23 protein-coding genes are annotated in these 11,673 nt (G+C 43.0%); all 23 read right to left on the minus strand.

What is annotated here, in order from left to right:
• On the minus strand, positions 1 to 382 hold a 382-nt coding region (locus ACQY2K_RS07745; RefSeq protein WP_428041379.1), incomplete at its 3' end, for a DUF7666 domain-containing protein.
• Positions 383 to 616: 234 nt separating this feature from the next.
• Positions 617 to 1,243 (minus strand): FAD-dependent thymidylate synthase, encoded by a 627-nt coding sequence (gene thyX, locus ACQY2K_RS07750; protein WP_428041380.1) that lies wholly within the window; start codon positions 1,241 to 1,243, stop codon positions 617 to 619.
• 16 nt (positions 1,244 to 1,259) lie between these two features.
• A complete protein-coding gene (locus ACQY2K_RS07755) occupies positions 1,260 to 1,703 on the minus strand; it encodes a hypothetical protein (RefSeq protein ID WP_428041381.1) in 444 nt (147 codons plus the stop codon).
• Positions 1,693 to 2,547 carry a hypothetical protein gene (locus tag ACQY2K_RS07760; protein WP_428041382.1) on the minus strand — a complete coding sequence of 285 codons (855 nt, stop codon included), beginning with the start codon at positions 2,545 to 2,547 and terminating at the stop codon, positions 1,693 to 1,695. The genes ACQY2K_RS07755 and ACQY2K_RS07760 overlap by 11 nt, the downstream gene beginning before the upstream one ends.
• Before the next feature lie 221 nt (positions 2,548 to 2,768).
• Positions 2,769 to 3,149 (minus strand): helix-turn-helix domain-containing protein, encoded by a 381-nt coding sequence (locus tag ACQY2K_RS07765; RefSeq protein WP_428041383.1) that lies wholly within the window; start codon positions 3,147 to 3,149, stop codon positions 2,769 to 2,771.
• A 26-nt stretch (positions 3,150 to 3,175) separates the two neighbouring features.
• Positions 3,176 to 3,424 carry a hypothetical protein gene (locus ACQY2K_RS07770; RefSeq protein ID WP_428041384.1) on the minus strand — a complete coding sequence of 83 codons (249 nt, stop codon included), beginning with the start codon at positions 3,422 to 3,424 and terminating at the stop codon, positions 3,176 to 3,178.
• A gap of 130 nt (positions 3,425 to 3,554) precedes the next feature.
• Positions 3,555 to 3,782, minus strand: coding sequence for a hypothetical protein (locus ACQY2K_RS07775; protein ID WP_428041385.1), 228 nt, complete (start codon positions 3,780 to 3,782; stop codon positions 3,555 to 3,557).
• Between the two features lie 86 nt (positions 3,783 to 3,868).
• Positions 3,869 to 4,054, minus strand: a complete 186-nt coding sequence (locus tag ACQY2K_RS07780; RefSeq protein WP_428041386.1) for a hypothetical protein — start codon at positions 4,052 to 4,054, stop codon at positions 3,869 to 3,871.
• A gap of 12 nt (positions 4,055 to 4,066) precedes the next feature.
• Entirely contained in the window at positions 4,067 to 4,246 is a 180-nt protein-coding gene (locus ACQY2K_RS07785) for a hypothetical protein (protein ID WP_428041387.1), read from the minus strand.
• Positions 4,247 to 4,359: 113 nt separating this feature from the next.
• Entirely contained in the window at positions 4,360 to 4,770 is a 411-nt protein-coding gene (locus ACQY2K_RS07790; RefSeq protein ID WP_428041388.1) for a hypothetical protein, read from the minus strand.
• 20 nt (positions 4,771 to 4,790) lie between these two features.
• Complete coding sequence (locus tag ACQY2K_RS07795) at positions 4,791 to 5,183, minus strand: hypothetical protein (protein WP_428041389.1); 393 nt, start codon at positions 5,181 to 5,183, stop codon at positions 4,791 to 4,793.
• Positions 5,184 to 5,189: 6 nt separating this feature from the next.
• Positions 5,190 to 6,146 carry a hypothetical protein gene (locus ACQY2K_RS07800; RefSeq protein WP_428041390.1) on the minus strand — a complete coding sequence of 319 codons (957 nt, stop codon included), beginning with the start codon at positions 6,144 to 6,146 and terminating at the stop codon, positions 5,190 to 5,192.
• On the minus strand, positions 6,143 to 6,829 hold the full coding sequence (locus tag ACQY2K_RS07805) for a hypothetical protein (RefSeq protein WP_428041391.1): 687 nt from the start codon (positions 6,827 to 6,829) through the stop codon (positions 6,143 to 6,145). The genes ACQY2K_RS07800 and ACQY2K_RS07805 overlap by 4 nt, the downstream gene beginning before the upstream one ends.
• A complete protein-coding gene (locus tag ACQY2K_RS07810; RefSeq protein WP_428041392.1) occupies positions 6,826 to 7,029 on the minus strand; it encodes a hypothetical protein in 204 nt (67 codons plus the stop codon). Before ACQY2K_RS07810 ends, ACQY2K_RS07805 begins: the two co-directional genes overlap by 4 nt.
• A complete protein-coding gene (locus ACQY2K_RS07815) occupies positions 7,004 to 7,381 on the minus strand; it encodes a hypothetical protein (protein ID WP_428041393.1) in 378 nt (125 codons plus the stop codon). The genes ACQY2K_RS07810 and ACQY2K_RS07815 overlap by 26 nt, the downstream gene beginning before the upstream one ends.
• 306 nt (positions 7,382 to 7,687) lie before the next feature.
• Positions 7,688 to 7,879 (minus strand): anaerobic ribonucleoside-triphosphate reductase, encoded by a 192-nt coding sequence (gene nrdD / locus ACQY2K_RS07820; protein ID WP_428041394.1) that lies wholly within the window; start codon positions 7,877 to 7,879, stop codon positions 7,688 to 7,690.
• 99 nt (positions 7,880 to 7,978) lie between these two features.
• A complete protein-coding gene (locus ACQY2K_RS07825) occupies positions 7,979 to 8,233 on the minus strand; it encodes a hypothetical protein (RefSeq protein WP_428041395.1) in 255 nt (84 codons plus the stop codon).
• A gap of 3 nt (positions 8,234 to 8,236) precedes the next feature.
• A complete protein-coding gene (locus tag ACQY2K_RS07830; protein WP_428041396.1) occupies positions 8,237 to 8,521 on the minus strand; it encodes a hypothetical protein in 285 nt (94 codons plus the stop codon).
• 22 nt (positions 8,522 to 8,543) lie between these two features.
• On the minus strand, positions 8,544 to 8,870 hold the full coding sequence (locus ACQY2K_RS07835; RefSeq protein ID WP_428041397.1) for a hypothetical protein: 327 nt from the start codon (positions 8,868 to 8,870) through the stop codon (positions 8,544 to 8,546).
• Positions 8,871 to 8,876: 6 nt separating this feature from the next.
• Positions 8,877 to 9,302: a glycoside hydrolase family protein gene (locus ACQY2K_RS07840; RefSeq protein WP_428041398.1), complete on the minus strand. Its 426-nt coding sequence runs from the start codon at positions 9,300 to 9,302 to the stop codon at positions 8,877 to 8,879.
• A gap of 108 nt (positions 9,303 to 9,410) precedes the next feature.
• Positions 9,411 to 10,772 (minus strand): hypothetical protein, encoded by a 1,362-nt coding sequence (locus tag ACQY2K_RS07845; protein WP_428041399.1) that lies wholly within the window; start codon positions 10,770 to 10,772, stop codon positions 9,411 to 9,413.
• The gene (locus tag ACQY2K_RS07850; RefSeq protein ID WP_428041400.1) at positions 10,769 to 11,077 is read right to left on the minus strand and encodes a hypothetical protein; all 309 of its coding nucleotides are present in this window, start codon (positions 11,075 to 11,077) and stop codon (positions 10,769 to 10,771) included. Before ACQY2K_RS07850 ends, ACQY2K_RS07845 begins: the two co-directional genes overlap by 4 nt.
• A gap of 148 nt (positions 11,078 to 11,225) precedes the next feature.
• Complete coding sequence (locus ACQY2K_RS07855) at positions 11,226 to 11,579, minus strand: hypothetical protein (protein WP_428041401.1); 354 nt, start codon at positions 11,577 to 11,579, stop codon at positions 11,226 to 11,228.
• Positions 11,580 to 11,673 lie beyond the last annotated feature (94 nt).

An 11,673-nucleotide genomic window follows, 5' to 3' on the forward strand; every position in this document is an offset into this window, starting at 1 on the left:
CGGCGCTGTAATTGCCCGTGTTCGTCGCGGCGCTTTGGTCGCCCGTGTTCGTCGCAACCTTACTCTTTTTAATTTTGGAAAGAGTAAACTTAACTGCCGCCGCAATCATAGCGTTAAGCGAAATTTCGGCTTTTATTTTTAACTTTTCACAGGCAATTTTGTACTCGGCTGGAACGATTTTCCCGCTCGCTTCAACTTTGGCAAATCGGCTATTCGCCGGAGCGTAATAATAAAATACAGATAAAGGATATTCGCAGGCGTGAAAGCCGCTTTCACAAGGTTCAACTTCCCCGTTGTGTGTATAACTTTTTCCGATTTCGTATTGAAATCCACGGCATTGAAAATTTTTATCAAATCCTTTGTAATAAATTTTTTTGCTCATTTTCCCCTCCGAAATACCCCAGGGCCTAGGGAATTAAGCCCCGGGGTTCAACAGAACATACTTTACAATATCTTCTTATAACATCTAGCCCCGTTTGTGTCGCTCGCGCTCAATTCGGGGCGGGCATAAACATCAGCCGTACTGCTTTACTTCAATTCACTTCAATTCTTCTTCGTTCCTTATACTTATATTATAGCAAAATTTTTGATTTTAGCAATAGGTAATAGGGTTATTTTATAATAACCCTTTTGTATTAGCCGTATTAGAAACTTCTAATCCCTCGGCAAAAAAATCTGTGCCGTATTTATCAGCCACAACGCGGAGGATTTCTTGGGCCAAGTTGCGTATTTCCCATTGGGCTTTGGGACAGGCACGCATACGGATTAAATGGCGCAAACCACGGAAATTGTAGGTAATAATTGCCTTGGTGCAGGTCGCTTCCGGTAACAGATACCGCGCGTCCTCTTTTTTTACCCCGCGTTCTAACAGTTTTTTGTAGTTATCAAGAGCCACGCCGCAAAAGGCCAAAAACTGGCTTTCCATAGTCGTCCCCCGCAAGGACAGAGGAACCACAAATTCAGCATTACTTTGGTCCACATATCTTTGGCTTTGCACAGAATAAACAACGTGAAAGCGGTGTCTTACTAACTGTTGCAGACAGGAGCGGGAAATGCCGGAGATTTCCAACTGGACGTATGCGTGTTCTAACAGGTTTTCCTCGCCGTTTCTAATTCTCGCCCGGACGAAACTTTCTCGCGTCCGGATATCGTTCTTGTCCTGTGTATTGGTACACATACGCGCGGCATTGGAAATATCGTACAACGGGTCCACAGTTCCACTAATGATTTTTACTTTTAACATTTTTTGCTTCCTCTCTTTATTTTTTTCTAAATTTTGGCAATTTAGCGGCTTCAAAATACCGCGTCTGCGGGTTATAATAAACAGCATCTTGTAAAGCACTAACATCTAACCAGTTACGACGAACAATATCCCATTTAAAGACATCACAATCTGGTTTCTCTTTGTCTAACCGATATAAACATCCGGCATTTGGGTACCAATATATATTTTTGCAAATAGGACATTGTGCCCGATAGCCTAAAAATGATATTTTTCCGTTTAACTCTATCAACTTTACAGGAATTGATACATAAATTCCACGATATCTAGGAGCCGTTTCCGTTTTTTCTGTTTCTGGTTCTTCCTCTTTTGCGCCCTTTACCTTGTTCCAACACTTTTTACAACTGTTTGGCAAAGGTTGCAACCAAGTTGTTTTTTTGCCATTGTTAGCATCTGCTTGTTGTTGCGCTTTACTTTGCATACGCCCCTCCGTTTAAGCGTTTTTTTGCCGCTTGGTAGTATTCCGGCAGGTTGCGGCAAACGGCTTCATACCCGCCTGTAAGGCCTGCCTTTTCCAACCGCTCAACGCAAACGCGTATCGTTTCAACAGCCGTCTGGATATCCCCACCGCAAAATCGCAAAATGTCGGTCAAACAACGACAATTCCGTTTAAACCATACCGCGATTTGGTCTTTGTTTTCCAAATTTTCAAACTGGTCAATTACAGCATTAGAAAATTCCTGCAACTTATTAAGTTTTTTTGGTTTCGGTTTATTCTCTTGCTCCGGCTCTGCGGCTTTGTCCGCAGTAATTTGACCACCCCCCGGTATGTTTTTGACCCACCCCCCGGTATCTTTTTCTTTTTCCAAAAAAGGAACACCGCAAGCCGGGGCCGTTTCGGGCTTGCTAGTAAGTATTTTATTATCTGGTTTTATATCTGGTTTTATATCTGGTATAGGTTCGCTGACCCCAGCAACTCCATTTGTTGGCTTTGGCAAGTCAATTTGTCCGTATTCTTTAATAAATGTATCTTCATCAGCCAACGCATACCATAAAGTTCTGTCGTACGGATTTTGGTTATAGTTTCCCTTAACAATTACCCCTTGCTTCAATAAACTATCCAAAACACGCCGCAACTGCTGTGTACTCCAAAAAGAAAACAATTCCTTAAAAGCACGCACAGAGTTATAAGTCCAGGTGCGCCCATCAAAAAAATTTTTTCCATTGGCCCTATTTCTGATAACCCAAAAAATTAGGTTTTCTAAAAAAACCGCTTCGTCTAATCCATATTTTTTAGCCAATGCTATGTTAAACATATATCGCATATTTCCACCTCTTAACAAAAAATAAAATAAAAAGCCCCGGGTTTTTTATTCGTAAACATTGGCAAGTTTACCAAACAGTCCGGGGCTTCGTTCCCAAATGGAACATACACAAAATTTTTTATTATGTATTCTGTTTGGTAATTAACCGCCGCTTGCCTCGGCGTTTTTATTTCTATTTACAGGTTACATCTTTTTCCCCCTTGTTGTCAAGGGGGTTTTAATTAGATTTTCACAAGGTGGTATTCAGCCACGCGCGTAAATCCGTTACCCCACCGCGTGTGTACTTTTTTCCAGGACTTAATGATACCCACATTGGTTAATTGTGTCAAATCGTTAATCTCGCTGATACGCTTTGTGTAGCACATAATGCCTAATTGCGCTTGCATTTCGCGCCCGGTCATACTTTCCCGGTTCAGTAAGGCTTCCACAATCGCCCTGCGTTGCGTTTTTGTGCCAAGTGGGTATAAGTTTACCCGCGGTTTGTTTTCTGCGCGTTTTGGCGCGGTTTTGCGCGTTTCTGTGCGTTTTAAAACTTTCTTGCCTTTCGCTTTTGCGGATTTCGCGGATTTTGCGGCTCTTGCTGATTTTACTGGTGGTTTCATATGTCGCTCCCAAAGTTCAAATAATATCAATATCCTAACTCCTGCCAAACTAGCCCCTCAAATTTTTCAGGGTCCAACCCCGGTATCTTTTGCCCGTCAATGGTTACAAAGTCTATTTCCATTTCCCCAGGCTCCGGGGCCGTTAAAAAAGTACGCTCATTGGTTGCCCTCGGCGCACCCACAGGCGGCCTATATCTCCCAACCGCCCGAACTTCAAAAACTTGGTCTGTTCCCTCTGGGTCGTCCCAGTCAAAAGTAATATCAAACTCTTTCATTTAATCCCCCCCCTTCTTTGTTTTATTTTTTTTGCCTGTTAAAAAATTATAAATTCCCTAGGGTAAAACCATATATACTTTATCGTTTGGGTTTATTGGCCCGCCCTGCATTAAAACTTTTTTTGGCATATTATTCTCCTAAACAATGAGTTACTAAATACTCTTTTATGTATTCAGTCATTTTTTCTCTAATAACTTTTTCTTTTCTTTTATAGGGCTTATCTGTAACTTGTGTAGCCTTATCAAGTTGAAGTTTGGTATAATGCGCCCTTGTTATAAAACCAAGTGGACGCCCCTTATATTCTAACAGTATAGGAGTAGATTTTTTAATAATCTTCTTTGCTTGTCTTATTTTCATTTATGTTTATCCTCCCAAAGTGCCACAACATCGCTATCAGTTTCTGTTCTTTCGGGTATTCCATTAAACAAAGTTTCTTTATTCATTTAAGCCTCCGGTGTGTTAGGATATTCCGCCCAATGAGTTATATATTTATCCCCGTACTCCCAACCAAAACCGCCCCATACGCGCGTTTTTATCATCATCCCGGGCATATAGTCATCCGAACTATAAACCAAGTATTTACCCATTTTGGACGGCTTTTCATCGGGAAATTTTTTCCAGTTTATCATATCCTCCTCCGTTCACAGTTCAATGCTTAACCACGCACACACAAAGAGCCACCCGCAGGCGAAAATCGCTAACATCTTGGCCCCGGCCCAAATCGTGCCCAAGACCTCGCGGGCCATTTCTTTTACCCGGCGCATTTTGCCTTCCGGGCTTAATTGAGAAAAATCTAATCGTCTGTATCTTTTCATTTGCATTTTGTTTATCCTCCGGGGGTTTCCCCGCTCCTCATAATTTTATTATACAAAAAAATTGCGTTTTAGCAATATATAATAAAGGGTTATTTTGCAATAACCCTTTTGTATTAGTATTAAACCACTATCGGGGCCGGCTCTATGTATAGACCCAGTTCGTCTAGGCTCCATTGGCGAACTTGCTCAATATAGTTCATCATCTGCAACTGCGTGGTGTTTCGTTTCAGCAAGATACATTTGCGCCCGTCGCGGTACTCGCACAAGAATTTATCCTTAAAGAATAAATCTATATAATCAATGCTGTGGTCGTTTCCGTCCTCTTGCCACCGCCGTTGTATCGCCGGATAAACCACCCCGAATAGATACTTTAATTGCGGATGGCTCTTTTCTTTGGACTTTACAGTTACCAGGATATTAAGGCCCCGTTGTCGGTTGTCGTTTAATAAGCCCGCACTCTCCCGGAACAGGGCCTTTAACCCGTCTATGCTGTAAACATCACTTTGAATACGCTCTTTTTTTATAGGCATAGACTTTTTCCAGTTTCCCTTTAAAAAGGAAGTTCTACATCAGGCTCCGCGTTCTCTTTGAGCCATTGTTCGTCGCCCTCGCTAATTGCGGTTATGGTGTCGTCCATTTCCGCGGCTTTCGCGGTTTTCGCGGTTCCCGGTTGGGGAGCGTCCGGGCCAGGCTCGTCATCTGCGGCGGTCTTGCCTTCTTTGCTTTCTTTGTCCTTCTTGTCAAAGACATTAAACCATACTTCCCCTTTGTCGTTCGCAAAAGCCATAGGGTTTACCCAAGCATTAAATTTTACCGTCATTTTGCCGTCTTGGCGGTTAATCATAATAATACCTACGTTTACCCATTGGGTCTTTTCTTCCCCGGCTTTGTTTAAAAATTTCTTACCTGCTACAATATCTTTCACTAACATTTTATCGCTCATAATTAACTAGGCTCCTTGTTCCTCGTTCGTTTTAAATTTTACGCGCACCTGCGCTTTGGTCGTGCTAGTCTTTAAGTACAACCCATAAACATCCGGGCGGTCCTTTTTAAACTTCGCGCTGTCAAAAGATGTGCGGGTCGCTTCCGGGATATAGGTAAAGTCTGCCAAATCTGTGGCCGCTTTGTCTATATTCTTTAAGGCCATAAATTCTTTGATGTTCTGCAAAATCAAGTCCTTTTTTGCCTGTAACAACTCCATTTTTTCGTCAATGGCGGCTAATTGTTTGGCCGCTCTTGCAAAGTCTTGCTCCCGTTTCGCCGGACGGCCGCGCTTTACTTGGTTGGACTCTTTTAAGGCTTCCAGGGCTTCGTCTGCCGTTTTACCAGAGTAGTAATAATCTACGATACCCTCAATGTAACTATCCGGCAAAATGGGCAACTGTACGCGCTTTAAAACATTTCCCACAACGTGCCACGCTTCCAAGTTGCTTACATCGTAGCCCGCTTTTTGATAGGCGTACCGATACATATTTAACTGGATAGTAGTCGTTTTAGTATCTAATACCTTACTGGTCTTGTAATCGCACAGGCGGCCGCTTCCGTAAAATAAATCACACGTCCCACAAAAAGCACCGCTCGGTGTTTCGGCATACAGGTAATCTTCCACCGCCAACGGTTTCGGTAAGCGGTCAAATTCTTTCTTTAACGCGAAAAACTCGTCGCTGATACCGATAGTGCCGTACTTATGATACTCCTCGGCTTCCAAGTGTACCTCTGTTCCTTTCGCGCGTGCCCGCTCCAAAACTTCCGGGCTTACCGCGCCATACTTGTACCCAAAAACCTGACGGATAATTGTCGTTACGGGCGGGATAATAACCCCGTTCTTTTTGTACTCGTGATGTTCCGGGTTAAATTCCACCCCCGCCCCGCATTGCGTTCTCTTGCTTTCGTTTTCGTTAATCATTTGTTCAATGCTCCCTTTTTTCTGTCAATGGCTCTCTCGGCCTGTGCCGCTGTCATTTCGCGGATGTCGGTTACTTTGTACGCCGCCGCCACCCGTTTTAAATCGCACCCCAACGCTTCCAATTCTGCGATTTGCTCCTCTGTAATAAGGTTAGCCGCCTTTGCCCGCTCCTCGCGTTCTGGGCTTTCCGTGCGTTTAAATTCTTCACTTTCCACCTCGGACATAATACCAGAAAAAGCAATTTTGGAGTTTTTCAAAATCACGCGGTCTTGTAATCTTTTTAAAACCATAGCGAAAGGATATGCGTTCGTGCAGTTTTTGATACTGGCTTCCCCGAACTCCAAAAGCCCCTGTTTGTCGTTCAAATACTGCAATACAAGGTCTCCCGCGCCGTTACGCACCCAAGACACACAGGACGGCACAAACTTTGCGTCAGCGGTCAGTTTATCATTGATTTTAAGGCATCCGTTATGGCTAATGATTAATCCCGCATAGGTTACGGCCTTTTCGCTGTAAGTTTTCAAAATCCAAAAGTCCGCTTCCGTAAGTCCGTACTCTGTTTTATCAATTAACTCAATGGCCTTTTTCTTGCCCTCTAAATATTTGGGGCTTTCACAGGTCTTTGTGTTCGCCCGGGCTTTGGAGTTATACTCCATTTTTTGCGCTCCAAAAGTATAGTTCATCTTTTCCCCTCTTTTAAAAACTTATACAACGGCGCGGGGATTACTGTAAACTTTTCATAAACCCCACGATAAGAGCGGCGGTAATGCACCCCGTCTTTTAATTTCCCTGTTTTAATTAGGTTATGTATGGCGCAATAGTTTACGCCCAGTTCGTCGCCGTACTTGGCTACAAACTCACTTATTTTCATTTTTATCGGCATCTTGTGATTTTCCTCCGTTAAACAAACTGACTAACATTTTATCAAAGATAGCGGGTAAGTCTTTCCGGCTAATCTTTAAAATTTTCTTAAAGACTTCAATACTCGCCGACAAGTCCGGCACCATCTGGTGTTTGGCAATAACCTGTTCCCCGGTTTCCAATTTATTGTTCAGGTCGTCCAGGAAGTCATTAACCAATACCGCCAACGGGTTCGGCTTTTCGCCCTGTTCAACTTTATGGATTTCCAACATCTCCCTGGCGTGCCGCAAACCATATAACACACCCAACACAAACACCGGGTCTTTCGGGTCCATTTCCACAGTTTGATTTCCAAACGTATATTCTTTTTTCATTTTCGCTCCTTTTTCAAAGAGAATTAAAATTGTATAAAAATTATACTTTTTCCCTTTGTAAATAAATTATAAAAAACAAAAAAAGGAAAATAAAGAGTTATTAAGGGTTATTTTATTGTAATTGTTTTGGACTAGATTAGGTTAGATAAAAGGCGGGGCGGCATACCGTCAAAAAAGCCACCCTCGCAGGCGGCTTGCTGTCGCACTTGTTTTACGCACAGACAGACTTTGAAAGTATCGGTTTATTTTAGGGAGCCTGGGAAACCGACAAAACCAGTTAGGCTAAACCTCCCAATACACAGACTGTTATTTGCAACTACATTTAAACTTTTTACGCATGGAAAATTCTTCTTGCTTTCCCTTATTCCAACTGCTCGTCGGCCTTAAATAGCCACAAACGCGGCTGTAAACTTCGCACTTCGTACCGTGTACATCTTTGGACTGTTCTTTAAGCGCGGCTAATTCTGCCGTCTTTTGCACTCTTTCCTGTTCGCTCATTTTTACTATTCCTCGCCGGACTCGCCCGCCAAATTCCCGCAATAGGTATCATAAGTTAAAACCGCCACTTTATTGCGGTCATTTAATTGGTCTAGGCTTTCATCGGTCCAGTCTATCCGTATCACGCAAACGCCGTTTAAGGGCTTTTTCACGTTTCCCGCGCACCCGGTCAAGGAGTTCAGCACTAGAAAGATTAATGAACTTACCCAAAATATTGCTCGCTGTCTGCTGTTCTTTAAGTTGCTTTTTGGCATTTTCTAACTCCTTTTCCGCGCGGGCCGCCTTTCGCGCCACCACCCAAACGACCACGATAGCACCAAACAGAAAAGCGGCCAATATCAGCGCGGTATTCATAACTTACTTGCCTTGGACCTTGTCGGCTTTTTCGTCGGCTTTCTTTTCGTAATAATCAGCCAACTTACCGAAACCATAGGCGTATTTATCCAAAAACGCATAAACCGCATCAACGATTTTATCGTCTTTGCCCGTAGGAGTAAGGCGCACAATTTTGCTCAAAAATGCGCGGATAGCCGTCAAAAACACATACAGGCCACCGATAGCCATTAGCGTATAGGATAACCACGCATATTTGTCAGCCAAACCCGAAAGGGTCATAAATACATAATTGATTACTGCTTCCATATTGTTCGCTCCTTTATTTAGTTTAATACTCCGGCTCGGGATAGAGGTTGTACTCGTCAGCCTTTATCTTTTCCATTAGCCGGATAATTTTCCCATTTTTCAAAAACTCTATATCCTCGTCTTTGATATTGTGTATCTTTTTTAGGTACTCAATAGTAATAAGGACATCTGCTATTTCTTCTGTCAAATTCGCTTTGCTAGGCGTGCCTTTTAATGATTTAAAAACCGCCTGTTGTAACTCCCCTAACTCCTCGCAAACTTTGATTTCTTGTTCGCGCCGCCCATAAAAAGCCAACGCTTTATTTAAAACTTGGTCCGTATTGTTCATTTTGGTTTGCATTTTTTCCATACCACATTACCCCATTTCCCCTGTTTCCATTATTCTGGCTAACTTTCTAGCCCGCGGCCCTACCTGTGCCGCCCATTTAGAATTTAACATTTCTGCCGCCGCTTTTGCAAAGTCCCCGGCCTTTATCGCTTCAAACATCTTTCTAAATTTTAAAACCCCAACAAACCCCAGATTAAAGCACATATCAATTAATACAAATTGCCGCTCCGGGGTTAAGTTCGCATATATCGGTACATTGTCATTTAACCAGGTATCAACCAATTTAATATCGTTCTTTAACAGATATTCGGCTTCCTCATAGGTTATCCCGTTGTCATCTAAATTTCGCCCAAAACCGATAGTATTTTTCCCCGCGGTGCATTTGTAAACTTTCGCCCGGAAACCTTCCTCTTTTTTTAATTCTTCCATTACAACTGAAAAGGCCAGTTTCATTTTGCGCTCCTTCGCTCGTCTGCTCGTTTGCTCTTTTGAGGGAGCCTACCGGGGAAGATAGGCTCCCGTGGGGTCCATTGGGGGTTTTAGCAGTTGCCCGCTAAATGGTTACGATAAAACTCCCGCTTCTCTTAAAGCCGCCAAAATCTCGTTTACTTTGGCAATAATAGCCGCACTATCCGCACCAGTTGCTAAATCGGCCACCGTCTTTTTAAGGCCCTGCAATAAGCGGCCCTCGTCCAAAACGCGCGTGCCAATATAGTCAATGCGTGTAATGCTCGTTCCGTCTGTGTGGATATGTGCCAAGCGTGCGGCTTTATCCGCAGTTGCCCAAACATTTCCGGCCGCGTTGGACTTAAATTTCCATTTTTTAACATCAGGGTTCCACCAAGCCAAAATCCCCGTTGCGCCGTCCTCCGGCTCTGTCCGGCTATAAACTACCTGCGTCGCTTCGTAAAAAGCCCCGTCAGCATAGAAAAAATCAAAATCTTGTGTGCTCTCTACCTCGTGGACGGTATCGCCTGAAATAGTCGTTTTTGCTTCCTGTCCGGCACATTGTAACACTAATCCCGCTTTAAGGGTTAGTTTCATACCGTTTGCCGTCAATACGCCATTGGGCGCGGCTAAAATACCATAGGTAGAACAGTAATCGCCTTTAATTCCGTCATCCGTTGTTATCCCGGCACCGCCACTAACCGATTTTACCGCGTTTGTAACAAATGCTTTTGTCGCGTAATCGCCTTTATCTTGCTTACCCGCTAAATCTGCTTGCAGGGCCGTAATATCGCCCGCGTTATCATCAATACCCTTTTGCACCGCGGCAATAGCCGAAGTCATAGATGCTTTATCTACTAATTGGTTACTGTCGCTCGCGTCCTGTGGAATTTTGGCTTCTACTTCGTGTATCTGGTCGCCAAGTCCGTCAATATCGTTCTTATTAGTGTTTACCTTGCCCGCTAATGCGTCCAATTCGCTTTTAGGCGCGATATTTTCACTTGCAAAGGTAAGTGGGCCTTTCCACTCTTTCCCGTTAAATGTGGGCAGATTTGCTAACTTATCGTAATCAACCGCGCCACCACTGATAGAGAGGAAAATCTCCACAGGATAGTTTTCCGGCACTTGCAAATTGATTTCGTCGCCTTGCGGTGTGAAAACCTCTTGCGTTACTTGGAAAGGGATAGTGTTTGTTACTGTTAAGTATCTGCCGTTAGTATCAATTAACTGAAAGACCCCGGCATACTCCCCAACCGCCATTTTGGAAGTAAAGGAGCGCGGGATTACAAGGTCAATGCTCTTGCTCGCCGCGCTCTTGGTTACTTTAAATTTATCAAGCGTAAATACACCGATAAAACCTGTTAAATCTAAATCGGTAGTAAGGTTAATTGTTAGCCATTTACCACCGTTAAAATCTGTGTCGTCGCCTTTAAAAATCTTTATAGGGTTAATATCAATATCGGCCATAGTGTTCATTTTACCTTCGTTAATAAAGTTTTTATGTCGCTCCGCATTTCAGCCATATTCACAATCAGGTTACGCATATCCGCCGAAGTTGCCGCGTGTTGCGCCCGGAGTTCTTGCAATAGGTTTTCATACCGCTCGTGTTTCTTGTCCCACTCTCGCGTGTCCTCGTTGTGCTGTTTCTTTATTTCCTTAATTTCGTCCTCGGCACTTTTCATACGCGCTGAAATGTTTTCAAGCCGCCTGTGCAAGGTTATCCACGCACCTAATACGGATACCACCAATGTCCCCACGAATTTATAAAGTTCTTCCGGCATTTTTGGCTCCGTTGTTTTGGTTTCTAAAATATATTAATTATATATATTTTTCCCCAAAAAATCAATACCTAAAATACATTACACATTACATCACACTACAAAGCAAAAAGCCCCTATGTATAAAGGGGCTTTTAATTAAATTATTATATTATTTCGCTTCCGTTTTTAATTGTTCGGCTTCTGCGCGGAGTTCGTCTATTTTTTCTCTGGCCGCTTGGCGTTTCGCCTTTATGTTCGCGGGGATTTCTACACCACTATCCGCGTATCTAATAGCGTACCAGTCAGTAGAAGAAAGGATATTCTGCTGTTCGTTCAATTCTTCTTCAATAATGATAGCACGCGGTTTTTTAGGGGTTTGGCCCTCTTTATAATACGCCCCGTCCCAACCTTTTTCCACCGACATTAATTCCATACCGATAGATTTGTAAAAGTTCACATCTGTACCAGTACCGACAATTAAACTGCCATTTTCTTGCTCTTTTGCATATAGTTTTTCTGCCATAAATTCCTCCTGTTAGTTTACTGCATTATAGCATATTACGATAATTTTTATAATATTAAAAAAGGCACAGATGGGCTAATGCAAGGAAACGGCA

The sequence above is a fragment of the Candidatus Avelusimicrobium fimicolum genome (assembly GCF_021632165.1).
GTDB classification, from domain to species: Bacteria; Elusimicrobiota; Elusimicrobia; order Elusimicrobiales; family Elusimicrobiaceae; genus Avelusimicrobium; species Avelusimicrobium fimicola.

Bases quoted from the DNA above. Each gene is read 5' to 3' on its own strand.
- thyX (WP_428041380.1), bottom strand. From the start codon at position 1,243: ATGTTAAAAGTAAAAATCATTAGTGGAACTGTGGACCCGTTGTACGAT.
- ACQY2K_RS07755 (WP_428041381.1), bottom strand. From the start codon at position 1,703: ATGCAAAGTAAAGCGCAACAACAAGCAGATGCTAACAATGGCAAAAAA.
- ACQY2K_RS07760 (WP_428041382.1), bottom strand. From the start codon at position 2,547: ATGCGATATATGTTTAACATAGCATTGGCTAAAAAATATGGATTAGAC.
- ACQY2K_RS07765 (WP_428041383.1), bottom strand. From the start codon at position 3,149: ATGAAACCACCAGTAAAATCAGCAAGAGCCGCAAAATCCGCGAAATCC.
- ACQY2K_RS07770 (WP_428041384.1), bottom strand. From the start codon at position 3,424: ATGAAAGAGTTTGATATTACTTTTGACTGGGACGACCCAGAGGGAACA.
- ACQY2K_RS07775 (WP_428041385.1), bottom strand. From the start codon at position 3,782: ATGAAAATAAGACAAGCAAAGAAGATTATTAAAAAATCTACTCCTATA.
- ACQY2K_RS07780 (WP_428041386.1), bottom strand. From the start codon at position 4,054: ATGATAAACTGGAAAAAATTTCCCGATGAAAAGCCGTCCAAAATGGGT.
- ACQY2K_RS07785 (WP_428041387.1), bottom strand. From the start codon at position 4,246: ATGCAAATGAAAAGATACAGACGATTAGATTTTTCTCAATTAAGCCCG.
- ACQY2K_RS07790 (WP_428041388.1), bottom strand. From the start codon at position 4,770: ATGCCTATAAAAAAAGAGCGTATTCAAAGTGATGTTTACAGCATAGAC.
- ACQY2K_RS07795 (WP_428041389.1), bottom strand. From the start codon at position 5,183: ATGAGCGATAAAATGTTAGTGAAAGATATTGTAGCAGGTAAGAAATTT.
- ACQY2K_RS07800 (WP_428041390.1), bottom strand. From the start codon at position 6,146: ATGATTAACGAAAACGAAAGCAAGAGAACGCAATGCGGGGCGGGGGTG.
- ACQY2K_RS07805 (WP_428041391.1), bottom strand. From the start codon at position 6,829: ATGAACTATACTTTTGGAGCGCAAAAAATGGAGTATAACTCCAAAGCC.
- ACQY2K_RS07810 (WP_428041392.1), bottom strand. From the start codon at position 7,029: ATGCCGATAAAAATGAAAATAAGTGAGTTTGTAGCCAAGTACGGCGAC.
- ACQY2K_RS07815 (WP_428041393.1), bottom strand. From the start codon at position 7,381: ATGAAAAAAGAATATACGTTTGGAAATCAAACTGTGGAAATGGACCCG.
- nrdD (WP_428041394.1), bottom strand. From the start codon at position 7,879: ATGAGCGAACAGGAAAGAGTGCAAAAGACGGCAGAATTAGCCGCGCTT.
- ACQY2K_RS07825 (WP_428041395.1), bottom strand. From the start codon at position 8,233: ATGAATACCGCGCTGATATTGGCCGCTTTTCTGTTTGGTGCTATCGTG.
- ACQY2K_RS07830 (WP_428041396.1), bottom strand. From the start codon at position 8,521: ATGGAAGCAGTAATCAATTATGTATTTATGACCCTTTCGGGTTTGGCT.
- ACQY2K_RS07835 (WP_428041397.1), bottom strand. From the start codon at position 8,870: ATGGAAAAAATGCAAACCAAAATGAACAATACGGACCAAGTTTTAAAT.
- ACQY2K_RS07840 (WP_428041398.1), bottom strand. From the start codon at position 9,302: ATGAAACTGGCCTTTTCAGTTGTAATGGAAGAATTAAAAAAAGAGGAA.
- ACQY2K_RS07845 (WP_428041399.1), bottom strand. From the start codon at position 10,772: ATGAACACTATGGCCGATATTGATATTAACCCTATAAAGATTTTTAAA.
- ACQY2K_RS07850 (WP_428041400.1), bottom strand. From the start codon at position 11,077: ATGCCGGAAGAACTTTATAAATTCGTGGGGACATTGGTGGTATCCGTA.
- ACQY2K_RS07855 (WP_428041401.1), bottom strand. From the start codon at position 11,579: ATGGCAGAAAAACTATATGCAAAAGAGCAAGAAAATGGCAGTTTAATT.